Source organism: Cupriavidus sp. MEYA8 (assembly GCF_059278825.1).
The window spans coordinates 106,849-127,368 of record NZ_CM181221.1; the positions used below are offsets into that span (position 1 = coordinate 106,849).

Below are 20,520 nucleotides of genomic sequence, written 5' to 3' on the forward strand. Positions count from 1 at the left end.
TGTACACATCGACAGAAGGCGGTATCGCGGCCCCGTCACCGCACCGCCCGGGAGAACGGCAATGCAGATCGACCTGAACGCCGACCTCGGCGAAGGCTGCGGCAACGACGAGGCGCTGCTGGCGCTGATCAGTTCCGCCAACATAGCGTGCGGCTGGCACGCGGGCGACGCCGCCACCATGGTGCAAACGGTGAAGTGGGCGCTGGAGCATGGGGTCGCCATCGGCGCGCACCCGAGCTATCCGGACCGCGAGAACTTTGGCCGCACCGAGATGCAGCGCGACCCCGAGCATGTCTATGCCGACATGCTGTACCAGATCGGCGCCCTCGAGGCGATCGTGCGCGCGCAGGGCGGCGAGCTGCACCACGTCAAGCCGCACGGCGCGCTGTACAACCAGGCCGTGCGCGACCCGGTGCTGGCGCGCGCCATCGTGCGCGCGGTGCGGGATTTCGATGCCGACCTGGTGTTCTTCGGCCTGGCCGGCAGCCACATGATCGACATCGCCAGGGAGGCCGGACTGCGCGTCAAGCAGGAGGTGTTTGCCGACCGCGGCTACAACCCCGACGGCACGCTGGTCAGGCGCGGCACGCCCGGCGCCCTGCACGAGGACGAGGAAGTCGCGCTGAACCAGACGCTGACCATGGTGCGCGAGAAGCGCGTGCGCGCCATCGACGGCACCTGGGTGCCGATCCAGGCGGAGACCGTGTGCCTGCACGGCGACGGTGCCCATGCGCTGGCCTTTGCGCGCCGCATCCGCGAACGGCTCACCGCCGAGGGCATTGCCATCCGCGCCGGCAACTGACAACTGACAGCGCCCCCCGCAATCACGCAGTCACGGTTCCTGCGTGCCGGCCGCGGCCGACTCGCGGCGCGCCGCGGCCTTCTTCATGGCGTGGCGGCGCAGGCTGACCTGCTCGAAGCGCCAGATCACATAGCAGAACGCCAGGAACGGCCATAGCCACCCCAGCCATTGCGCCAGGCTGTTGAAGTGGATGAAGCGGCCCATGCGCCAGCCCTGCTCGGAAATCCATGCATAGGGATTCGACGGCAGCACGTTGGTCAGCACCACCAGCGCGAGCAGCGCTACCATCGCTAGCACCGCGCGCAGCCAGCGCGGCAGGTACAACAGCAGCGCCAGCACCAGCGAGCTGGTCAGCAGCGCGAAGCGGCCGCCTTCGGACAGCCAGTTGAAGGCGCTGTCGGCCGGGAACTGCAACTCGGCCGCGGTGGCCTTGATCAGCAGCGCGGCAGCCAGCAGGCCGGCCAGGATGCGCAGCATCGGCGCGTTGCGGCGCATGGCGATCGAGGCGAACAGGCCGGTGCCGATCCAGCTGCTGGCGGTCACCAGCGATTCCAGCAGTTGCTGGCTCTGCATGTCCTCGGGCCGCAGGCCGATGTGGACCTGCCACGCCTCCAGCCGCGGGAACAGCATCTGCAGCACCTGCATCGGCCAGGATTCGGGATCGGTCAGCCATTCGCGCACGATGCCGCCCATGCCGAACAGGTGCTCCTGCGGGAAGATCTGCGCGAACGGCCACAGCATCAGCAGGATGATGGCAAAGCTGGCATGCGGCTCGAACCAGGCATGGCGCAGCCGCGTCAGCCGGCCGTCGTCGATCAGCGCGTGCGTAAACGGCGCCACCACCGCGCCGCCCAGCAGCGCCCCCAGCGCATTGGTGATCAGGTCGATGTTGGACGAGATCCGGTTCGGCAGCCAGGTCTGGAAGGCCTCCATGCAGGCCGACAGCAGCGCGCCGGCGCACAGCGCCACCAGCGTCGCGCGCCCGCCCGACATGCGCGGATGCAGCGACAGCACCACCAGCGCCCCGAAGGGGACATAGCCGATGACATTGGTCATCAGGTCGAAGTCGGTGATATAGCGCGGCTTGGGCGCGGTGACGAAGGCGAACGGCGAGATGCCGTTGTCGACCCAGCCGGAGAACGGGTAGAGGCTGGCATACACCACCAGCAGCGTGAAGCAAATCAGCCCCACGCGGGCCAGCGGCGAATACTGCGGGCCGGAGGGTTCGGTCACGGTCGCAGTTTCCGCCGGTTGCGCCATCGGTGGCGCCGCCGGTTGCGCAGCCGGCGCCGGGGGCGGTGCGGAGGGCGGCGGGGCAGCCGGCTCCATGGCAAATCTCCTTGTCTGTCTTACTTTAGCGGCAGCGTGGCGGTCCAGTCGAGCAGCGCGGCGATGGCGGCGTCGCTGGCTTCGGCCAGCGCCTTGACCCCGCCGGCGCCGTCGGCGCTGGGCGCGGGCCGGCGCACCTCGAAGGTCTGCTGGCCGAGCTGGCCGCGGTGGAACACGGTGGCGCGCAGCCGCACCACGCCCTGGCTGGTGGTGGTGCTGTCGAACACCTGCTCGAAGGCCAGCAGGTCGACCTTGAGCCCCGGCACGCTGGTATCGCCGGCCCAGGCCAGCCCGCCGCGCGCCGCCACCGACTCGCGCAGGCGCTCGTCGAACAGGCGCGTCGGCGACATCACCCAGCGCTGCGTGGCATAGGGTTGCAGCCGCTGCGCCTGCGCGTACAGCAGGCGGTAGTAGAGTGCATTGCCTTCGAGCCAGTCGGGGCCGTCGGTCTGCGATACGCGCAGCCTGGGCAGCGGCGCGGGCGCTGCGCCGGCAGCATTGCCTGCCGTGCCGGCAAGCGCGGCGGACGGCCCCAGGTCGTACGTGACGGTCGGCGTCCCGCGCGATAGCGCGCAGCCGGACAGCACCAGCGCGGCGCCGGCCAGCGCCAGCAGTGTGGCGGCGGTGCGGGGGCGGATGGTCCGGCGTGAATTGTCGGTGGCAGGGATCACGGCGAGGCCTTGGCGGTTGTCGTTGTCTGGCATGGCGATGGTCGTCGGTTCGTCGTCGTCATGTCGTCTGTTACATCAGGGCGTGCTGAAGCCCGGCTCGCCCGGCCCCGGCACCGGCGCCGGCGCGCCAAACAGCACGCTGGTCGGGCTGTCGTTGAACTGGCCGGCGGCACGCTCGAAGCTGCGCGCGGTCTGGCGCGCATCGCGTGCAAGCCCGTTGAGCTGCGGCAGCGTCTCCTGGCTGAAGTTGCCGGCCGCGGTCTGCACCGACGCCGCCGCGCCCTGCAGGTCGTGCCCGACACTGTCGACCGTACGCAGCACCGTGCCGTTGGGGCTGGCCAGCTCCTGCGTCAGGCGCCGCGTCGATTCCAGCGTGGCGTTGAGGTTCTCGGCCACGCGCGGCAGGCGGTTGGCCGCCGGCGCCAGCGCGTCCGACAGCTTCGAGTAGTCCTCGGCGGTCTTGCGCACCGAGCGGATCGCGGCCATCAGTTCATTGCGGTTGGCGGTCTGGAACATGTCGGTGAGCGAGGCCATCAGCGTCTCGGTCTGCGTCAGCAGTGAATCGCCACGCTTTTCCAGCTCTTCGAAGAAGCCCGGGCGCATGGCGATGCGCGCGACCGCCTTGGGCGAGGTGCGCAGCGGCGGCGAGGCATCGGCGCCCGCATGCGCGGCCGTGTCGTCCAGCTGCACGTAGGCGATGCCGGTGACGCCCTGGAAGCCCAGCGTGGCGTAGGTGGTGCGCGTGATCGGCGTGTCCTGGTTGACGCTGATGCGCACGATGATCTGGCCCGGCACCTGCGGGTCGAACTTGATCGACTCCACCTTGCCCACCGCCAACCCGCGGTATTTGACGTCGGCCTGCGGCCCGAGCCCGTTCACGGTGGAGCGCGTGATCAGGTCGTACGGCACGCGCACGGCGTGGTCGCTGCTGAACCAGAACAGCGCGAACAGCACCAGCACTGCCAGGCCGATGGTGAACACGCCGGCAAGGAACGCGTGTGACTTGTTTTCCATCATGCTTCTCCGGGAGGCGCCGCGGGTTGCCCCGCTTGCGGCAGCGCCTGCAAGGCGCGCTGGGCGCGTTCGCCCAGGAAATATTCGCGGATGAAGGGGTGGTCCACCTTTACCACTTCAGGGATCGACGCGGCGGCGACGACCTTGTGGTCGGCCAGCACCGCGACGCGGTCGGACAGCGCCACCAGCGTGTCGAGGTCGTGCGTAATCATCACTACCGTGAGGCCCAGCTCGCGCCGAAGTTCCCGGATCAGAGCCACGTAGTCGTCCGAAGCCATCGGATCGAGGCCGGCGGTAGGCTCGTCGAGGAACAGCAGTTCCGGCTCCAGCGCCAGCGCGCGTGCCAGCGCCACGCGCTTGATCATGCCGCCGGACAGGTCCGACGGCATCTTGTCCGCATCGCGCGCCGACAGGCCCACCAGTTGCAGCTTGAGCAGCGCCGCCCGGCAGATCAGGTTGTCCGGCAGCGCGCGCAACTCGCGCAGCGGCAGTGCGATATTGTCGATCACCGACAGCGCCGAGAACAGCGCGCCGCGCTGGAACTGCAGTCCCCAGCGGTTGCGCAGCGCCTGCAGCTGCGCCGGGCGCAACTTGGCCGGGGCTTCGCCGAACACCTTGATGCTGCCCGAGGTCGGCCGCTCCAGCCCCACGATCTGGCGCAGCAGCACGGTCTTGCCGCTGCCCGAGCCGCCCACGATCGACAGCGCCTCGCCGCGCCACACGTCCAGGTCGACGTGGTCGTGCACCACGGCCTTGCCAAAGCGCTTGACCAGGTTGCGCACCTCGATCACCGCGGTACGCTGCGCCGGCGCGGGCGGCACGGAGGGCGCGGACGGTTCCGTTGGCGCGCTCATATCCCCACGTCCTTGAACAGGACGGCAAACACCGCGTCGGCCAGGATCACGATGGTGATGGAGGTCACCACCGACGCGGTGGTGCCTTCGCCCAGGCTTTGTGTATTGGGCTTGATACGCAGCCCGAAGTGGCACGCCGTCAGCGCGATCAGGATGCCGAATGCCACGCCCTTGCCCAGCCCCAGCCACAGGTTGGCCACCGGCACCGCGTCGGGCAGTTCGCGCAGGAAGAACGCGGCGCTGATGCCGAGCTGCATGCGCGCGGCCACCATGCCGCCGGCCAGCGCCATCACGTCGGTCCACGCCACCAGCAGCGGCATCGAGATGGCCAGCGCGATCACGCGCGGCATGATCAGCCGGAAGCCGTGCGAGATCCCCATCACGCGCATGGCATCGAGTTCTTCGGTGACGCGCATCACGCCGATCTGCGCGGTGATGGCCGAGCCGGACCGGCCCGCGATCAGGATCGCCGCCAGCACCGGCCCCAGTTCGCGGATCACCGCCATGCCGAGGATATTGACGATGAACGTGCTGGCGCCGAACATGCGCAGCTGGTTCGCCGACAGGTACGACAGCACGATGCCGATCAGGAACCCGACCAGCGCGGTGATGCCGAGCGCCTTGTAGCCGACGTTGTAGATATTTGCCGAGACCTCGCGCCAGGGGCCGCGCTGCGGCATGCGCGCGAAGCGCAGCAGGTCGAACGCCAGCTGGCCCAGCATGGTGATGCCGATGGCCAGCTGCACGCCGAACGACATCACGTTGGCGCCTAACAGCGTAATCGGGTTGAAGCGGTCCACCATGTGCTTCTTCCAGCCTTCGTCCTGCACCGCGGCGATGCGCTCGAATACACGGCGCTGGCCCTCGCTGGCCTCGATCTGCTGCGGCATCTTGCCGTCCCACGCCTGCCACAGCAGCTGTCCGCCGATATGGTCCAGCCGCTGCACTTCGGCCAGCGACCATTGCGCATGCTCCGGCGCCTGCGCCAGTTCGTGCAATTGCGTGCGCAGCTGCCGGGCCTGGTGGCAGCCGGCCAGCGCGAGCGCGGTCCAGTCGCCACTCAGCGCTACGCTGACGGTCCCGTCCCCGCGCGTGATATGGAAGTCTGGCGTCGTCTGTCGTTCCAAGGGCTAGCGATGTGATGGCCGAGTCCCGATTCTAAGCCACCCGCCCGGCTGGCGCGACCGCGGCCGCGTCCGGGCAGGGGGGCGGTCCTGGAGCATACGTGCCGCGCGGCTACAATGCGGCAGTCGGGCAGGCGCCATGCCTGCCAGCTTTCGCACCACTCCGCACCGCAGATTGCCACCAGCGCAGCTTCCCATGCCAGACGCCCCTGAATCCTCCCTCACGCCCGCCTCGGGCCCGTCCGACTCCTGGCGCATCGATCCCGCCGCCCTGCGCGCCGCGCTGCCGCCGGCACTGCGCGACTGGAAGCTGGAGCTGGTCGAAGAAACCGGCTCGACCAATGCCGACCTGACCGCCGCGTGCCGCCACGCACCCTGGTCGGATGCCGGCTGGCTGCGCCTGGCTTACCGCCAGACAGCCGGGCGCGGGCGCCTGGGACGGCCGTGGCAGGGGCAGGCGGGCATGACCTTCTCGGTGGCGCTGCCGCTCGCGCTGGCGCCGGCACAACTCACCGGCCTGAGCCTGGCCGTGGGGCTGGCGCTGGCCGAGGCGCTCGGCGATGTCGACCCGCGCCTGGGCGCGCGCGTCGGCCTGAAATGGCCCAACGACCTGCAGATCGATGGCCGCAAGCTGGCCGGCATCCTGATCGAATCGGTGCGCGCCGGGCAGAACCGGATCTGGGCCGTGATCGGCATCGGCCTGAACCTGGTGCGCGATGCGCAGATGGAAGCCGCGCTGGGCCGCGAGCTGGCCGGCGTGGCCGAGGCCGTGCCGGGCTTCGACGCCAGCCGCGACGCGGCGCGCCTGCTGGCTGCGGTGCTGGAGCGGCTGGCATCGATGCGCACCGCGTTCCTGGCCCATGGCTTCGGGCCGATGGCGCGGCGCTGGTCCGCCGCCGATGCCTACCGCGACCAGCCGGTGCGGCTGCTGCACGACGGCAAGGTGATCGCGGAGGGCTTGGCGCGCGGCGTCGACGAGGCCGGCCAGCTGCTGCTGGAAACCCAGACGGGACTGGAGCGGGTGGCCAGCGGCGAGCTGTCGCTGCGCCCGGCGCCGGGGCAGGAGGATGGCGCATGAGCGTGCCGCAGCTGCTGATCGACATCGGCAATACGCGCCTGAAATGGGCATGGTGCGAGGCCGGCGCGCCGCTGCCGGCCGGGGCGGGCTTGCCCACGCCGTGGCAGCACGGTGGCGCGGTCGCGCATGCCGATGAAAACGCGCTGAAGACGCTGGCCGCCGACCTGCGCGCGCTGCGCGGCACCGGCCCGATGCCGGCGGTCTGGATCACCAACGTCGCCGGCCCGGTGATCGCCGCCGCCGTCGATGCGGCGCTGGCCGACGCCTTCGGCGGCTGCGCGCCGGTGCACTGGGTGCGCAGCAGCGCGGCGCACGGCAACCTGGCCAACGGCTACCGCGAGCCCACGCAGCTGGGAGTCGACCGCTGGGTCGGCGCCATCGGCGCGCATCGCTGGCTGCCGCACGACACGCTGCTGGTCGTGACCGCGGGCACCGCGACCACGCTCGATATCGTCACCGTCGGCGCGGATGGCCGCGCTCGCTTCGAGGGCGGCCTGATCCTGCCGGGGCTGGCGCTGATGCTGGGCACGCTGGCGCGCAATACCGCGCAGCTGCCGGCGCTGGAGGTGAAGGAGGTGCAGGAGGTGCAGGAGGTGCAGGAGGCCGGCACCGGGGCCGGCGCGCATCTGCGCTGGGCCGACAACACCCACGACGCGATCGCCGCCGGCTGCCTGGCCGCGCAGGCGGGCGCGATCGAACGCACCTGGCGCGCGCTGGGAGAGCGCGGGCCGACACGCTGCCTGCTGTCCGGCGGCGCTCGCAGCGCGCTGGCCGGCGCGCTCGCGGTGCCCTTCGAGATGCACGATAATCTGGTGTTGCTCGGCCTGCATGCGATGGCGTCGGCCGAGGCCTGGCGGCCATCGCCTTGACCACGTAATCCCCGCACGCTCTGCCGCCGTTCCATGTCCGCCCCACGCACCCTGCGCATTGCCCTGATGTTGCTGCTGCTTGCCAACGCCTTGCTGGTGGCGGCGCTGGCCGGCCTGTTCGGCGCGAATCCGCTTGGCGGCTGGTTCGGCACGCCGCGCGAGCCGCACCGCCTCGGGCAGCAAGTGCGCGCCGAGCGCCTGCAGCAGCTGCCGCCGGCACCTTCGCGCGCGGCAGACGCCGCGCCGCGTGGCACCTTGCCGGTGGCGCGGCGTCAGGACTGAGCGCGCGGCTCAGCCGGCCTGGCGCACCTTGGTCAGCAGCTTGGTGGTGGAGCGGTCGTGCAGGAAGGGGATGGCGTAGGCCTGGCCGCCCCAGCTGCGCACCAGCCGGGTTTCTTCCAGCGTATCGATGTCATAGTCGCCGCCCTTGACGTAGATGTCGGGGCGCACCAGCCGGATCAGCTCGACCGGCGTCTGCTCGCGGAACATCGCCACCAGGTCGACCGACGCCAGTGCGGCCAGCAGCGCCATGCGGTCCGATTCGTGGTTGAGCGGGCGGTCGTCGCCCTTGCCCAGCATCTTGACCGAGGCATCGCTGTTGACGCCGACCACCAGGCTCGCGCCCAGCGCGCGCGCCTGCGCCAGGTAGGTGGCATGGCCGCGATGCAGGATATCGAAGACGCCGTTGGTGAACACCAGCGGGCGCGGCAGCGCGGCGATGCGCGCGGCCAGCTCGGCGTGGTTGTCGGCGGGAGTCAGCTTGGATTCGAAGGCGGGTACGGACATGGGTCAGGGATCGGATGGTGGAGGCCGGCGCTGGCGGCGCCGGCACGCTTGTCCGAATGGTACCCCGTCCGCCGGGGTTCGCCGTCCGTTCAGCGCTGCCTAGCCCACCAGCGCCACCGCCGCGTCGTTGGCGGGCAGCGGCACCGTGGCGGCGGCAATGCCGGCGCATCACCGCTCGTAGAACAGTTCGTCACCGGCAAGCGCCGGTGCGGACGGTCAAGTATGCGGGAATTGGCGGCGCTGGCGCGCCAAGGAAAAAACCCCGCCGTAGCGGGGTTTCTGTCGGTTTGGCAGCGAGCCGCCGGATCAGGCCTGTGCTGGCTGGGCGCCGCCGGCGCCGGGCAGGCGGGCGTTCAGTTCCTTGCGGTAGCGGTTCAGGTCCTGCACCGATTCAAAGGTGCGTTCGAACAGCAGCGACATATTGTGCAGGATCCGTTCGATGACCTTCTTCTCCCAGCCTTCGTCGAAGCGGATCTGCTCGTCCAGCCATTTCTCCAGCCAGTCGGGGTCGGGCAGGCGCGATTGCACGGTGTCGTTGGGGAACAGCGCCTTGTTGACGTGCAGGTTGGTCGGGTGCAGCGGCTTTTCGGTGCGGCGTGCCGATGCCATCAGCACGCCGATCTTGGCGAACGCGGCGCGCGCGCTGTCGCCGAATTGCGCCAGGTATTTCTTCATGTAGCGCAGGTACGCGCCGCCGTGGCGGGCTTCATCCTGCGACAGGGTGCGGTAGATATGCTTGATCACCGGTTCCGAGTGCCATTCGGCGGCGCGGCGGTACCAGTGGTTCAGGCGGATCTCGCCGCAGAAATGCAGCATCAGCGTTTCCAGCGGCGGCGCCGGGTCGAACTCGAAGCGCACGGCGTGCAGCTCTTCCTCGGTCGGCACCAGGTCCGGGCGGAAGCGGCGCAGGTACTCCATCAGCACCAGCGAGTGCTTCTGTTCCTCGAAGAACCAGATGCTCATGAACGCCGAAAAGTCCGAATCGTGGCGGTTGTCGCGCAGGAACATCTCGGTCGCCGGCAGGGCGGACCATTCCGTGATCGCGTTCATGCGAATGGTCTTGGCCTGGTCGTCCGTCAGCAGGCTGGCGTCGAAGGTATCCCAAGGGATGTCCTTGTCCATGTGCCAGCGGACGGCTTCCAACGATTTGAACAGTTCGGGGTAGAGCATGGTAAGCCTTTGAAATTACGGGCAGATTCTACCAGATGCGAATTATTCTCTTCTCCTTTTTTAGGGCGGATAGGGGCAAATGCAACGACTTTTGCGGAGCTTTGGCGCAGCCGACTGCATATTGCGGGCGATCAGCGGCGCGCCGGACGGCACAGGTGCCAGCAACGGCGCCTGGCGGGCAGGTGCTCAGGGCGAAACCGCGCCCTCGCGCAAGGCGGCAGGTGCAGTGCCCGGCACCACGCCGTACAGGAACGCGGCCAGTTCGGCGGCCTGCGCTTCGGCGTCGCGCTCGCCCAGCGCCATCAGCGCCTGGGTGAACTCGGGCTCGAACAGCAGGTAGCTGGCGAAGGCGGCGCCGCGCGCCTCGGTACCGCCCAGCGGCGCCAGCAGCGCGCGCACGGTGCGCGGCAGCTGCTTCTGTTGTTCGGCGGCGAGCGCCTCGATCGGCTCGCTGGGAGAGATCGTCATGACCTGCACCGGGCGCCAGCCTTCGCGGTCGCCGGCGATCTCGGGCATGCGCGCCAGCAGCCGGTTGATATGCAGCAGCCGCTCCAGGTCGGCATTGAGGCCGTCCAGGAAGATGCTGGCCAGCGCCTGGCCGCCCACCTGCGCCAGCGACGGGTAGCCGCCGGCGGGCACGGTGTCGAACCAGCCCGAGCGCTGGCGCGAGGCTGCGCCGATCGCCAGGATGCGCGATGCGCCCAGGTGGATCGCCGGCGACAGCGGCGACATCTGCCGCATGGTGCCATCGCCGAACCACTCGTGATGGCCGTCGATCTCGAGCGGAACCGAGGGGAACAGGAACGGTATCGATGCAGAGGCCAGCAGGTGGTCCACCGTGATCGGCGCCGGCACAGCGATGCGCTGGCTGCGGTGCCACGGATGGATGCGGTGGTGCGACTGGTAGAAGGTGACGTGGCGGCCGGTGCTGTAGGACAGCGCGGTGACCGCGAACGCCTGCAGCGCGCCGCTGTCCAGGCTGGCCTGCACCCGCGCGGGATCGAACAGCTCGCCCAGCATGCCGCCTAGCGGCGTGTTGTCGAACAGCGCGCGCGGTGCCCGGCGCTGCGTGGCCCAGCCCAGCGCCAGCGTCGACAGCCAGCGTGCGCCCGATATGCCCACGCGCAGCACGTCGGTGCGGTAGACGTCGTCGGCATGGATGCCGTGCCACAGCGCGCCCAGGCTTTGCGTGGCGGCCTGGAAATCGCCGGCATTGATGGCCAGCCCGGCACCGTTGATCGCGCCCGCCGAGGTGCCGGCGATGATGCCGAACGGCAGCCCGCCATGGGCCTTGCCGTGGCGCGCGGCAATGCGCGCCAGCCCGCACAGCACGCCAGCCTGGTAGGCGGCGCGCGCGCCGCCGCCCATCATGATCAGCGCGGTGGCGTTGGGATTGGGGCCGTTAGGCGCGCCAGGGACGCCAGGGCCGTTGTGCGGGGTCGGATGGTGTCCCGGCAGGGGCTCGCGGTGCATGGGGGAAGGCGCTGCGTAGCGACAGGTCAGGCGGTGCGCAGTTGCGTCCGCAGTTGCGTCCGCAGTTGCGTCATTCGTCGCCGCCGTTGTCGTCGTCCTTGGCGGCGTGGTTGCCGGTGGGCGTGGGTTTGGCCGTCTTGCCTGCAGCGGGCTTCTTTGCGGCAGTTTTCTTTGCAGCGGGCTTGGCCGCAGCCTTGGTCCCCGACTTGGCCGCACTCGTGGCGCCGCTCTTTGCCGTGGCGCTCGCCCTGGCGCCGTTGCCGTTGCCAGCGGCCTTGCGTGAGGTGGCTTTGGCCGCGGACCCGCCGTCCGGCGCGGCCCCCGGCTGTGCCGGCATGCCGCCGGCGCCGAAGGCGCCCATGTTGAACGGCGCGATGCTGGCCGCGGCTGCGCTGCTGGCGATCTGGCTGAACTGGTGCTGCAGCAGGTCCCACCACAGCGCGGCGTTGGGTGCGCCTTCGGGTGCAGCGTCTGGCGCTGCCTCGGCCGACGGCTCGGGAGCCGGCTCCGGCTCGGCGCCGGCCTGCGCCGCGTGTGCTTCTTCGCGGGGCCTGGTGGTGCCGGAACCTGCGCCGGTGTCGGCGCCGGCGCGCTGCGGTGGCGCTGCGCTCGGCGCATTGGCGGCCCGCGCCACGTTTTCCATTGCCGACTGCATGGCGTCGGGCGAGAGCGCGTTGCCGAAGGTCTGCAGCGCCACCAGCGTGGCGCGCTGCACCTCCAGGCCCTGGATCGTGGTGCGCAGCAGGTTGGTGTTCAGCTGCAGCCAGCTCTCCACTGCCTTGAGGTCGGCAATGCGCTTGTCGAGGTCATCCAGGTCCATCGGCGGCGTCATCGCCTGCAGCCCGGGCATCAGGCCGCCGGACATGCCAGCGCTGCCACCCCACAGGCGGCGCATGAAGTCGAAGCCGTTGGTGAAATCGGGAATCTGTCCGAACATGGTCGCGTGCTCCGTGTGCGGCGCAGCCCTCGCGCCCGGATGCGGGCCGCGCGGCTGCGTCGTCGTTACCTGAATTGTGGCGGCCGCTTCTGGCGCAGGCTCGCCATGCCTTCGTGCACGTCGGGGCCGGCAAAGCCCATGAATTCGAGCGCCAGCGAGGTATCGAAAGCGGGACCGGCCATGCGCAGCCAGTTGTTGAGGGCGTACTTGGTCCAGCGGATCGCTGTCTGCGACCCCGCCGCCAGCCGGTTGGCTACCTCGAAGGCACGCGCCACCAGTTCGTCCTCTTCCACCGCCAGCGAGACCAGGCCGATCCGCTCGGCCTCTTCGCCGCTGACCGACTCGCACAGCATCAGATAGTACTTGGCCTTGGCCATTCCGCACAGCAGCGGCCACACGATCGCGGCATGGTCGCCCGCGGCCACGCCCAGCCGGGTATGGCCGTCGACGATGCGCGCGGTCTTCGAGGCGATCGAGATATCGGCCAGCAGCCCTGCCACCAGGCCGGCACCGACGGCCGGGCCATGCATCGCCGAGACCACCGGCTTGTCGCAGTTGATGACGTTGTAGACCAGGTCGCGCGCTTCGTGCCACACGCGCGTGCGGGTCTCGAAATCGTTGGCCATGTCTTCCACCAGCGCCAGGTCGCCGCCGGCGGAGAAGCCCTTGCCCTCTCCGCGGATCAGCGCCACACGGATGTCGGGATCGGCGGAGACGTCGCGCCAGATCTCGGCCAGCTCGCGGTGCATGTTGGCGTCGGCCGTGGCCAGCTTCTGGTTGGCCGACTGCGCCGCGCCCATGACGACCTCGAGGATGGGGCCGTGGCGGCGCAGCGTCAGCGCGCGGTAGCGCGCGTAGCGTTCGGAAAGTTCGGTGGAAGAGGCGTCGTTCGGGGCAGTCATGGGGGGCCTGTCAGGTGAGTGGCGCGCGGCCGCGCCGGGTGCATCGTGGATTTACCAACCGATCGGTCGGTCAATTATATGCACATCCGGCGCACCCTTGCCGACAGGCGCGGCCGGCTCAGTTGCCGGCTCAGGGCGCGGCCACCAGCTGGTCGATCGCCCCGAACACCGAATGCCCCTGCGCGTCGAACATCTCGATCTTGACCGCGTCGCCGAACTTCATGAACTCGGTGGCGGGCTTGCCGTCGTCGATGGTCTCGAGCATGCGCTTCTCGGCGATGCAGCAGTAGCCCTTCTTGCGGTCGACGTTGGAGATCGTGCCCGAGCCGACGATGCTGCCGGCGCGCACGTTGCGGGTCTTGCAGATATGCGCGATCAGCTGGCCGAAGTCGAACACCATGTCGGTGCCGCAGTCGGGCTGGCCGACCTTCCTGCTGTTCCAGTGCACCGTCATCGGCAGGTGCACCTTGCGCTCGCGCCAGGCCTCGCCCAGCTCGTCGGGCGTGACGGCGACCGGAGAGAAGGCGGTCGCCGGCTTGCTCTGGAAGAAGCCGAAGCCCTTGCCCAGTTCCGCGGGGATCAGGTTGCGCAACGAGACGTCGTTGGCCAGCAGCACCAGGCGGATGGCTTCGCCGGCCTGTTCGGGCGTGGCACCCATCTTCACGTCGCCGGTGATGACCGCGACCTCGGCCTCGAAGTCGATGCCGAAGGCTTCGCTGGCGCACACGATGTCATCGTGCGGGCCGAGGAAGTCGTCCGAGCCGCCCTGGTACATCAGCGGGTCGGCCCAGAACTCGGGCGGCATTTCGGCGCCGCGCGCCTTGCGCACCAGTTCGACGTGGTTGACGTAGGCCGAGCCGTCGGCCCACTGGTAGGCGCGCGGCAGCGGCGCCATGCAGTCCCTGGGGTTGAACGCGAACGGATGGCGCGCGCGGCCGGTGTTGAGCGCGTCGTACAGGTCCTGCAGCTGCGGCGCGTAGAAATGCCAGTCGTCCAGCGCGGTCTGCAGCTTGCCGGCGATGTCGGTGGCGAAGTGGGCTTGCTTCAGGTCGCGCGACACGACCGCCAGCTGGCCGTCGCGCGAACCGTCCTTCAGGGTTGCGAGTTTCATGGGATGCGATGCGGTAGAGAGCGGGGCGCCCGCGCGGCGGACGCAGCGCCCGCTAGTCTACCGCGCCGCGCTGCGCGCCCCTGCGGGTGGCTTAGTCGACCGTGATGCCCTTGGCCTTGATCAGCTTGCCCCAGCGCTCGGCTTCGGCGCGCGCGTAGGCAGCGAATTCCTCGGGCGTGCCCGACACCGCCTCGACCCCCACGCCTTCCAGCTTCTTCTGCACCTCGGGCGTCTTCAGCGCCTTGACCAGCTCGGCGTTCAGCCGCGTGACCACCGCCTTGGGCGTGCCCGCCGGCGCCACCAGGCCTTGCCAGGCGTAGGCCTCGAAGTTGCTCACGCCGCCTTCGGCCACGGTCGGCACGCCTGGCAGCACCGCCAGCCGCTTCGGCGTGGCCACGCCCAGCGCGCGCAGCTTGCCGGCGCTCACGTTCTGCTGGCCCGAGGCCAGGTCAAGGAACATCAGGTCGACCTGGCCGGCGAGCAGGTCCTGCACCGCCGGTGCCGCGCCCTTGTAGGGCACGTGCGTCATCTTGACCCTGGCCTGGTCCATGAACAGCTCCATGGCCAGGTGGTGGGGGCTGCCCGCGCCGGGCGAGGCGAAGTTGACCTTGCCGGGGTTCTTCCGCGCGTATTCGATGGCTTCCTGCAGGGTGCGCGCCGGGAACTTGGGAGTGGCCACCAGCACCAGCGGGAAGCGCGCCAGCTGGCCGATATAAACGAAGTCCTTGTCGGGGTTGTACGGCAGCTTCTTGTACAGCGACGGATTGGCCGCGAGCGTGGCGGTGTCGGCGGTCAGCACGGTGTAGCCATCGGGCTTGGCGTGGGCGACAGCATCGGCGCCGACGATGGTGGCGGCGCCCGGGCGGTTGTCGATCACCACCTGCTTGCCCAGCCCCGGCGTGATCGCCTGGGCCACGGTGCGCGCCACCACATCGGTGCCGCCGCCGGCCGGGTAGGGCACGACCCAGCGGATCGGCTGGGCGGGCCAGTCATCGGCATGCGCGGGCGCGCTGGCGGTGAACAGGGCGCCGGCGGCAGCCATGGCGGCGAGCATGAAATGGGCATGGCGACGCCCAGGGAAGGGACGCAGGGGGCGCATCGGTAGTCTCCGTGTTAAAAAGGGGCCCGGCTTGGCGGGCATCGACACGCGCGCCGCCGGGTCTGTTGCGAAGGAAGTCTACCGATGGCTTAAAAATTGGTAAATCGATTTCGCTATAGTAAATTTACCTACGAACTTGCCCGGGTCTCCGGGCGCCGATTTCCTGGTCCCAATTCCCTCTGCCCCCCCTGCCGCCGGCCATGTCACGCATTGCTGAAAACGAAGAAGACGACGCCAAGCTGCGCTCCGGCATCCAGTCCATCGAAGTGGGCTTCAAGCTGCTCCAGGCCCTCGCGGCGTCGCCGCGCGCGATGATGCTGCGCGACCTCGCCGCCGCCGCCGGCATGAACCCGGCCAAGGCGCACCGCTACCTGGTCAGCTTCATGCGGCTGGGCACGGTGGCGCAGGACCCCGTCAGCGGCCGCTACGACCTGGGCCCGTTCGCGCTGCAGCTGGGGCTGGCCGGCCTCAACCGGCTCGATCCGGTCAAGAAGGCGCGGCCGATCCTGTCGCAGCTGCGCGACGAGATGGACCTGACCGCCGGCATCGCCGTATGGGGCAACCACGGCCCGACTATCGTGCACTGGGAGGAATCCAGCCACCCCGTCACCGTGAGCCTGCGCCTGGGCGACGTGATGCCAATGCTCAATTCCGCCACCGGCCGTCTCTACGGCGCCTACCTGCCGCGCAAGCAGACCCTGCCGCTGATCGAGCGCGAGCTGGGCGCGCGCGGCAATGGCGCGGTGCCGGACATGCCGGCGTCGCTGTCCGAATACGACGCGATCTGCGCCGAAGTCCGCGCGCACGGCGCCGCGCGCACGCTCGGCGGCGTGCTGCCGGGCATCAATGCATTCTCTATGCCGGTGTTCGATGCCAACGGCCACCTCGCCATGGGGTTAATCGTACTGGGCGCGCAGAGCCTGTTCGATGCAGAATGGGGCGGTACGATGGATCGTCGCGTACGCGATATCGCCCAACAGCTCTCATCGGAACTCGGCTACCTTGGTGCCGTCCCCCCGGCCGGAGAAACCGGCCAGCCCTAGTCCTCGCGCCCGCCCGGGCGCGGATACCCCCGTCTGGCGCCGCCGGCGCTGGGTGATCGTGGTTGCGCTGGTGGTACTTGTGCACGTGCTGGCGGTGGTGGGATTCCTGCGCATGCCGGGGCCGCTGATCCCGTTCGACACCAGCAACACACCCACGCTGGAGGCGGTCCTGCTGCCGCCGCCCAGGCCACCGGCCCAGCCGAGGCCGCGCCCCGCGCCACAGCCGCGCCCGAAAGCCGCGGCGCCGGTCCCGGCGCCCGAGCCTGAGCCGCCAGCCCCGCCGTTGGCGACCAGCCCGCAAGGCCCGGCCGAGATGGCAACCGGTCCAGGCGGCACCGGAGCGGCGCCAACACCACCCGCCGCGCCCGCGCCGGCGCCTTCCGGCGGTCCGCAGGGCGGCGTCGACGGCGTCGTCTACAGCGCGCCGCCGCCCGCCACGTACCACTACGCCAGCTTTGTCAACGGCGTGCAGAACCCCGATGGCCTGATCCGCTGGGAGCACGACGGCCGCCGCTACCGGCTCGCGGTGGAAACGCGCGTGCTGTGGTTCCGCTTCGCGTTCCAGAGCAACGGTGCGCTGTCCGAGCAGGGACTGTTGCCGGAACGCTACGAAGAGCACCGGCGCAACAAGGCCGAGTCATCGCGCTTTGACACCGCCGCCGGCATCGCCACGCTGCGCAACGGCGCGCAGTCGCCATTCCCGCCCGGGGCCCAGGATCGCTTCAGCGTGTTCCTGCAGCTGGTCGGCCTGGTGCGTGGCAATCCGCAACGCTATGTCACCCCCGGTGTGACGGAAACGTTCCAGGTTGCCGATACGCGCGATGTGGAACCGATGCAAGTGCAGTATGTTGGAGAAGAGGATTTCGATACGGGCAATGGCATGGTACGTGCGAAGCACTTCGTGCGGCTGCCGCGCCGCGCCAATGACCGTCGCCGGGTCGAGTTGTGGCTTGCGCAATCGCTGGGCTGGATGCCGGTGCGGCTGCGGCAGACCGAGCCCGACGGCACCCAGATCGAACTGGTGTACCGCGGCAACGGCGGGCAATAGCCACGGGCCGTTCGCCGGGGTCGATCACCACCGGTAACCAGCGGGCGAATGTCAACAATCGTTAAAAAGCGTCTCGCCCGGGTCAACGCCGCCGCGTTTGGCGCATTCTTACTGACAGGAGCCCCGCCATGACAGTTGCCACGCCACCCGCCGAAACGCACCGCGTCCATGCCGACGGCGCCGAGCTTTACGTGCGCATCGACGGCACCGACGGACCGTGGGTGATCCTGGCCCATGCGCTGGCCGCCAGCCATGCGCTGTGGGACCAGACTGCCGCCCACCTGGCATCGCGCTACCGCGTGGTGCGCCCCGACCTGCGCGGGCATGGCGGCAGCGAGGCGCCGCTGGGCCCTTACACCATGACCCGGCTGGCGGACGATGTGATCGCGGTGATGGACGCGCTGGAAATCCCCCAGGCCCACTTCTGCGGCATTTCGGTCGGCGGCATGATCGGGCAGACGCTGGGGTTGCGCCATCCGGAGCGGCTGCTGTCGCTGGCGCTGGTGGCCACCAACAGCCAGACCCCGATGGAAGCGCACCCGATGTGGCACAACCGCATCGGCCAGGCCGAGGCGCACGGCATGGCCGGCCTGGCCCATGCCACGCTGGAGCGCTGGCTGACGCCGGCCTTCCGCGCCGCCCATCCCAATGCGGTGGCGCGCATCCACGCCATGCTGGTGGCCACGCCGGTGCGCGGCTATGTGGGCGTGGCCGAGGCGATCATGGCTTTCGATCTCGCCGGCGCGCTTTCCCGTATCCATTGTCCTACGCTGGTAGTAGCAGGAGAGAACGATCAGGGCGCGACCGTGGCAATGGCGCAGAGCATTGCGGCCGCCATCCGAGGCGCCCGGCTGGAAGTGATGCCGCAGGCGGCGCACCTGGTGCATGTGGAGCAGCCCGAACGCTTCCACGCGGCACTGGACGCGTTCCTCGGCAATGCGGCGTGCGGCGGCCAGTGCGACGTTCCGTGACAGACAACACACTGATGCGCCAGGCTCAAGAAACTTGTTGCAAAGGGCGATGCCCAATCTATGTAGGCAGCAATGACGTGGCAACGCAGTGACCGGCTAAATCCTGCCAAGCCTTGATTTCGCGCGGGTCACCCCAAGTTTGGAGGTAAAGCCGCGGCGCCCCCTCACGGCAACATCGACGAGGCAAGAATCACAAGGGCAAGCCGCCCAACCATGACGCCCAGGAGGTGTGCCATGCAAATGATCTACAACAGCGACAATTACTGCATCGTCGAGTTCGGTGCGGATGTCGAGCAAGCGCCGCTCGAATTTGGCGGCTATGAAATCGTCGACAAGAACCTGAAGCGCGAGATTTTCCTCGGCGGGCACCTGGCTGAAAGCTTCCGCGCCGACGTCAAGCGCCTGATCGAAAGCGAGCCATCAGTGGAAGAGGTCGATGACTTCCTCGCCAAGTTCGACAACGTGATGACGCATCCGCTGGTCATGCATTGAGCGGCTTTCCATTGCCGCCGGCCACGGCCGGCGGCAATGCCATCGCGCCCGCCCCGGCGGGCGTTTTTATTGGGCGGCGGTTCAGTACTGCTCCCACGGCAGGCCGTCGTGGCGCCAGCCGTTGAGCGTATTGCGGTGGCGCTGCCCGTCGAGATCCCCCTCGAAACCGTGCAGCACGTTGTAGACGTTGGCAAAGCCCGCGCCCTCCAGCGCCCGCGCCGCCGCCGCCGAACGGTTGCCGCTGCGGCAGATCAGCAGCACCGGCCGCGCCGACACATGCCCGGCCAGCTTCTTCACCATCTGCACGAAATGCGGGTTGACCTCCCAGTCGGGGCCGTCGTTCCAGGGGACGTTGTGCGCACCCTTGGGATGGCCGACGAACAGGTATTCCATCTCGCTGCGGCAGTCGATGAAGAGCGTGTCGGGCGATTGCGCTAGCAGGTCGCTGGCGTCGGCGGGGGACAGGTGTTGCATGGTCGGCGGGGACAAGGGGCGCGCAAAGGACGCGGAATGGCCGGAATGGTGACGGTTGCGCCTCTCAGTGTAGGCCGCCATCGGCCCGACAGGCAACCGCAAGGCCTTGATACACCTGATAAAATCGCTGCTCTTGGCCAGCATCGGCCCCAGCAGCGCCCGCCGCCGATCCACGATCGCGCCGGCCGCCTTTCCAGAGTTCCCCGCCATGAGTGCCCCTGAATCCCGCGCGGCCGCACCGCGCCCCTACACCCGGGCTGCCGAGCTGCCCCGGCTTCTGCAAGAACGCATCCTGATCCTGGATGGCGCCATGGGCACCATGATCCAGCGCTACAAGCTGACCGAGGCCGACTACCGCGGCGAGCGCTTCGCCGAACACAAGGTGGACGTGAAGGGCAATAACGAACTGCTGCTGCTGACGCGCCCGCAGGTCATCAGCGAGATCCACGAGCAGTACCTGGCCGCCGGCGCCGACCTGATCGAGACCAATACCTTCGGCGCCACGCGCGTGGCGCAGGAAGACTACAAGATGGCGGATCTGGCGTACGAGATGAACGTCGAGGCCGCGCGCCTGGCGCGCGCCGCTTGCGACAAGTACAGTACGCCCGACAAGCCGCGCTTCGTCGCCGGCGCCTTCGGCCCGACGCCCAAGACCGCCAGCATCTCGCCCGACGTGAACGACCCCGGCGCGCGCAACGTCACCTTCGAGGAACTGCGCCAGTCCTACTACGAGCAGGGCAAGGCGCTGCTTGAAGGCGGCGCCGACGTGTTCCTGGTCGAGACCATCTTCGATACGCTCAATGCCAAGGCCGCGCTGTTCGCCATCGACCAGCTGTTCGAGGACACCGGCGAACGCGTGCCGGTGATGATCTCCGGCACCGTGACCGATGCCTCGGGCCGGATCCTGTCGGGCCAGACCGTGGAAGCGTTCTGGAACAGCCTGCGCCACGCCAGGCCGGTCACCTTCGGGCTGAACTGCGCGCTGGGCGCCACGCTGATGCGCCCGTATATCGCCGAGCTGGCCAAGGTGTGCGACGCCGCGGTGTCGTGCTACCCGAACGCGGGTTTGCCGAACCCGATGAGCGATACGGGCTTCGACGAAACGCCGGAAGTCACGTCGTCGCTGGTCGAGGAATTCGCCGCTTCCGGGCTGGTGAACCTGGTGGGCGGCTGCTGCGGCACCACCCCCGAGCACATCGCCGCCATTGCCCAGCGCGTGGCCGACAAGAAACCCCGCACCTGGCCCGGCCAGTACCGCGACGCCGCCTGAGCC

General features: G+C 69.3%; 22 protein-coding genes. 9 read left to right on the plus strand and 13 right to left on the minus strand.

All coding sequences use genetic code 11. The annotated features are described in order from the left end of the window. The first annotated feature begins 61 nt into the window (after window positions 1-61). Window positions 62-802, plus strand: coding sequence for a 5-oxoprolinase subunit PxpA (gene pxpA, locus AC5WJ1_RS00455; RefSeq protein WP_133094981.1), 741 nt, complete (start codon window positions 62-64; stop codon window positions 800-802). Between the two features lie 30 nt (window positions 803-832). Here pxpA and AC5WJ1_RS00460 read toward each other — a convergent pair whose 3' ends face one another. The 5 genes from AC5WJ1_RS00460 to AC5WJ1_RS00480 are packed head-to-tail and all read right to left on the minus strand — an operon-like array spanning window position 833 to window position 5,797. Next, window positions 833-2,131, minus strand: coding sequence for a VanZ family protein (locus AC5WJ1_RS00460; protein WP_133094982.1), 1,299 nt, complete (start codon window positions 2,129-2,131; stop codon window positions 833-835). Window positions 2,132-2,151: 20 nt separating this feature from the next. Beyond that, complete coding sequence (locus tag AC5WJ1_RS00465; protein ID WP_135704120.1) at window positions 2,152-2,835, minus strand: ABC-type transport auxiliary lipoprotein family protein; 684 nt, start codon at window positions 2,833-2,835, stop codon at window positions 2,152-2,154. Window positions 2,836-2,877: 42 nt separating this feature from the next. Further along, complete coding sequence (locus AC5WJ1_RS00470) at window positions 2,878-3,819, minus strand: MlaD family protein (RefSeq protein WP_135704121.1); 942 nt, start codon at window positions 3,817-3,819, stop codon at window positions 2,878-2,880. Next, window positions 3,816-4,670: an ABC transporter ATP-binding protein gene (locus AC5WJ1_RS00475; protein ID WP_205751645.1), complete on the minus strand. Its 855-nt coding sequence runs from the start codon at window positions 4,668-4,670 to the stop codon at window positions 3,816-3,818. The genes AC5WJ1_RS00470 and AC5WJ1_RS00475 overlap by 4 nt, the downstream gene beginning before the upstream one ends. Next, on the minus strand, window positions 4,667-5,797 hold the full coding sequence (locus tag AC5WJ1_RS00480; protein ID WP_135704123.1) for an MlaE family ABC transporter permease: 1,131 nt from the start codon (window positions 5,795-5,797) through the stop codon (window positions 4,667-4,669). Before AC5WJ1_RS00480 ends, AC5WJ1_RS00475 begins: the two co-directional genes overlap by 4 nt. A 193-nt stretch (window positions 5,798-5,990) precedes the next feature. On the opposite strand from AC5WJ1_RS00480, the gene AC5WJ1_RS00485 reads away from it, so the two are divergent. From AC5WJ1_RS00485 to AC5WJ1_RS00495, 3 genes are read left to right on the plus strand one after another with little or no spacing between them, the layout of a single operon-like run. Then, the gene (locus tag AC5WJ1_RS00485) at window positions 5,991-6,872 is read left to right on the plus strand and encodes a biotin--[acetyl-CoA-carboxylase] ligase (RefSeq protein WP_494476290.1); all 882 of its coding nucleotides are present in this window, start codon (window positions 5,991-5,993) and stop codon (window positions 6,870-6,872) included. Next, window positions 6,869-7,741 carry a type III pantothenate kinase gene (locus AC5WJ1_RS00490; RefSeq protein WP_494476291.1) on the plus strand — a complete coding sequence of 291 codons (873 nt, stop codon included), beginning with the start codon at window positions 6,869-6,871 and terminating at the stop codon, window positions 7,739-7,741. The genes AC5WJ1_RS00485 and AC5WJ1_RS00490 overlap by 4 nt, the downstream gene beginning before the upstream one ends. Before the next feature lie 33 nt (window positions 7,742-7,774). After that, window positions 7,775-8,023: a hypothetical protein gene (locus AC5WJ1_RS00495; RefSeq protein WP_494476292.1), complete on the plus strand. Its 249-nt coding sequence runs from the start codon at window positions 7,775-7,777 to the stop codon at window positions 8,021-8,023. Between the two features lie 9 nt (window positions 8,024-8,032). Here AC5WJ1_RS00495 and rfaE2 read toward each other — a convergent pair whose 3' ends face one another. From rfaE2 to AC5WJ1_RS00530, 7 genes are all read right to left on the minus strand, one after another. Continuing rightward, entirely contained in the window at window positions 8,033-8,527 is a 495-nt protein-coding gene (gene rfaE2, locus AC5WJ1_RS00500) for a D-glycero-beta-D-manno-heptose 1-phosphate adenylyltransferase (RefSeq protein ID WP_133094989.1), read from the minus strand. A gap of 306 nt (window positions 8,528-8,833) precedes the next feature. After that, window positions 8,834-9,697, minus strand: coding sequence for a ferritin family protein (locus tag AC5WJ1_RS00505; RefSeq protein ID WP_133094990.1), 864 nt, complete (start codon window positions 9,695-9,697; stop codon window positions 8,834-8,836). Window positions 9,698-9,883: 186 nt separating this feature from the next. After that, window positions 9,884-11,170 (minus strand): patatin-like phospholipase family protein, encoded by a 1,287-nt coding sequence (locus tag AC5WJ1_RS00510; RefSeq protein ID WP_434033238.1) that lies wholly within the window; start codon window positions 11,168-11,170, stop codon window positions 9,884-9,886. A gap of 70 nt (window positions 11,171-11,240) precedes the next feature. Then, on the minus strand, window positions 11,241-12,107 hold the full coding sequence (locus tag AC5WJ1_RS00515) for a PhaM family polyhydroxyalkanoate granule multifunctional regulatory protein (protein WP_133094991.1): 867 nt from the start codon (window positions 12,105-12,107) through the stop codon (window positions 11,241-11,243). Window positions 12,108-12,172: 65 nt separating this feature from the next. Then, on the minus strand, window positions 12,173-13,009 hold the full coding sequence (locus AC5WJ1_RS00520; RefSeq protein ID WP_135704132.1) for an enoyl-CoA hydratase/isomerase family protein: 837 nt from the start codon (window positions 13,007-13,009) through the stop codon (window positions 12,173-12,175). A 130-nt stretch (window positions 13,010-13,139) separates the two neighbouring features. After that, a complete protein-coding gene (locus AC5WJ1_RS00525) occupies window positions 13,140-14,120 on the minus strand; it encodes a fumarylacetoacetate hydrolase family protein (RefSeq protein ID WP_494476293.1) in 981 nt (326 codons plus the stop codon). A 91-nt stretch (window positions 14,121-14,211) separates the two neighbouring features. Further along, a complete protein-coding gene (locus AC5WJ1_RS00530) occupies window positions 14,212-15,174 on the minus strand; it encodes a Bug family tripartite tricarboxylate transporter substrate binding protein (protein WP_240746010.1) in 963 nt (320 codons plus the stop codon). A 254-nt stretch (window positions 15,175-15,428) separates the two neighbouring features. Between AC5WJ1_RS00530 and AC5WJ1_RS00535 the strand changes: the two genes are divergently transcribed. The 4 genes from AC5WJ1_RS00535 to AC5WJ1_RS00550 all read left to right on the plus strand — a co-directional run bounded on the left by AC5WJ1_RS00535 (window position 15,429) and on the right by AC5WJ1_RS00550 (window position 18,773). Continuing rightward, window positions 15,429-16,262, plus strand: a complete 834-nt coding sequence (locus AC5WJ1_RS00535) for an IclR family transcriptional regulator (protein ID WP_195427779.1) — start codon at window positions 15,429-15,431, stop codon at window positions 16,260-16,262. A 58-nt stretch (window positions 16,263-16,320) separates the two neighbouring features. Continuing rightward, entirely contained in the window at window positions 16,321-17,310 is a 990-nt protein-coding gene (locus tag AC5WJ1_RS00540; RefSeq protein ID WP_434034033.1) for a DUF3108 domain-containing protein, read from the plus strand. Between the two features lie 128 nt (window positions 17,311-17,438). Beyond that, window positions 17,439-18,281 (plus strand): alpha/beta fold hydrolase, encoded by an 843-nt coding sequence (locus AC5WJ1_RS00545; protein WP_494476294.1) that lies wholly within the window; start codon window positions 17,439-17,441, stop codon window positions 18,279-18,281. 234 nt (window positions 18,282-18,515) lie between these two features. Then, the gene (locus AC5WJ1_RS00550; RefSeq protein ID WP_133094997.1) at window positions 18,516-18,773 is read left to right on the plus strand and encodes a BTH_I0359 family protein; all 258 of its coding nucleotides are present in this window, start codon (window positions 18,516-18,518) and stop codon (window positions 18,771-18,773) included. An 81-nt stretch (window positions 18,774-18,854) separates the two neighbouring features. On the opposite strand, the gene AC5WJ1_RS00555 is transcribed toward AC5WJ1_RS00550, so the two are convergent. After that, window positions 18,855-19,247, minus strand: coding sequence for a rhodanese-like domain-containing protein (locus tag AC5WJ1_RS00555; protein ID WP_133094998.1), 393 nt, complete (start codon window positions 19,245-19,247; stop codon window positions 18,855-18,857). A gap of 208 nt (window positions 19,248-19,455) precedes the next feature. On the opposite strand from AC5WJ1_RS00555, the gene AC5WJ1_RS00560 reads away from it, so the two are divergent. Next, window positions 19,456-20,517 carry a homocysteine S-methyltransferase family protein gene (locus AC5WJ1_RS00560; protein WP_133094999.1) on the plus strand — a complete coding sequence of 354 codons (1,062 nt, stop codon included), beginning with the start codon at window positions 19,456-19,458 and terminating at the stop codon, window positions 20,515-20,517. Window positions 20,518-20,520: the final 3 nt, after the last annotated feature.

Bases quoted from the DNA above. Each gene is read 5' to 3' on its own strand.
- AC5WJ1_RS00505 (WP_133094990.1), bottom strand. From the start codon at position 9,697: ATGCTCTACCCCGAACTGTTCAAATCGTTGGAAGCCGTCCGCTGGCAC.
- AC5WJ1_RS00545 (WP_494476294.1), top strand. From the start codon at position 17,439: ATGACAGTTGCCACGCCACCCGCCGAAACGCACCGCGTCCATGCCGAC.
- AC5WJ1_RS00550 (WP_133094997.1), top strand. From the start codon at position 18,516: ATGCAAATGATCTACAACAGCGACAATTACTGCATCGTCGAGTTCGGT.
- AC5WJ1_RS00555 (WP_133094998.1), bottom strand. From the start codon at position 19,247: ATGCAACACCTGTCCCCCGCCGACGCCAGCGACCTGCTAGCGCAATCG.
- AC5WJ1_RS00530 (WP_240746010.1), bottom strand. From the start codon at position 15,174: ATGCTCGCCGCCATGGCTGCCGCCGGCGCCCTGTTCACCGCCAGCGCG.
- AC5WJ1_RS00495 (WP_494476292.1), top strand. From the start codon at position 7,775: ATGTCCGCCCCACGCACCCTGCGCATTGCCCTGATGTTGCTGCTGCTT.
- AC5WJ1_RS00475 (WP_205751645.1), bottom strand. From the start codon at position 4,670: ATGAGCGCGCCAACGGAACCGTCCGCGCCCTCCGTGCCGCCCGCGCCG.
- AC5WJ1_RS00560 (WP_133094999.1), top strand. From the start codon at position 19,456: ATGAGTGCCCCTGAATCCCGCGCGGCCGCACCGCGCCCCTACACCCGG.
- AC5WJ1_RS00510 (WP_434033238.1), bottom strand. From the start codon at position 11,170: ATGCACCGCGAGCCCCTGCCGGGACACCATCCGACCCCGCACAACGGC.
- AC5WJ1_RS00465 (WP_135704120.1), bottom strand. From the start codon at position 2,835: ATGCCAGACAACGACAACCGCCAAGGCCTCGCCGTGATCCCTGCCACC.
- rfaE2 (WP_133094989.1), bottom strand. From the start codon at position 8,527: ATGTCCGTACCCGCCTTCGAATCCAAGCTGACTCCCGCCGACAACCAC.
- AC5WJ1_RS00525 (WP_494476293.1), bottom strand. From the start codon at position 14,120: ATGAAACTCGCAACCCTGAAGGACGGTTCGCGCGACGGCCAGCTGGCG.
- pxpA (WP_133094981.1), top strand. From the start codon at position 62: ATGCAGATCGACCTGAACGCCGACCTCGGCGAAGGCTGCGGCAACGAC.
- AC5WJ1_RS00515 (WP_133094991.1), bottom strand. From the start codon at position 12,107: ATGTTCGGACAGATTCCCGATTTCACCAACGGCTTCGACTTCATGCGC.
- AC5WJ1_RS00520 (WP_135704132.1), bottom strand. From the start codon at position 13,009: ATGACTGCCCCGAACGACGCCTCTTCCACCGAACTTTCCGAACGCTAC.
- AC5WJ1_RS00460 (WP_133094982.1), bottom strand. From the start codon at position 2,131: ATGGAGCCGGCTGCCCCGCCGCCCTCCGCACCGCCCCCGGCGCCGGCT.
- AC5WJ1_RS00490 (WP_494476291.1), top strand. From the start codon at position 6,869: ATGAGCGTGCCGCAGCTGCTGATCGACATCGGCAATACGCGCCTGAAA.
- AC5WJ1_RS00470 (WP_135704121.1), bottom strand. From the start codon at position 3,819: ATGATGGAAAACAAGTCACACGCGTTCCTTGCCGGCGTGTTCACCATC.
- AC5WJ1_RS00485 (WP_494476290.1), top strand. From the start codon at position 5,991: ATGCCAGACGCCCCTGAATCCTCCCTCACGCCCGCCTCGGGCCCGTCC.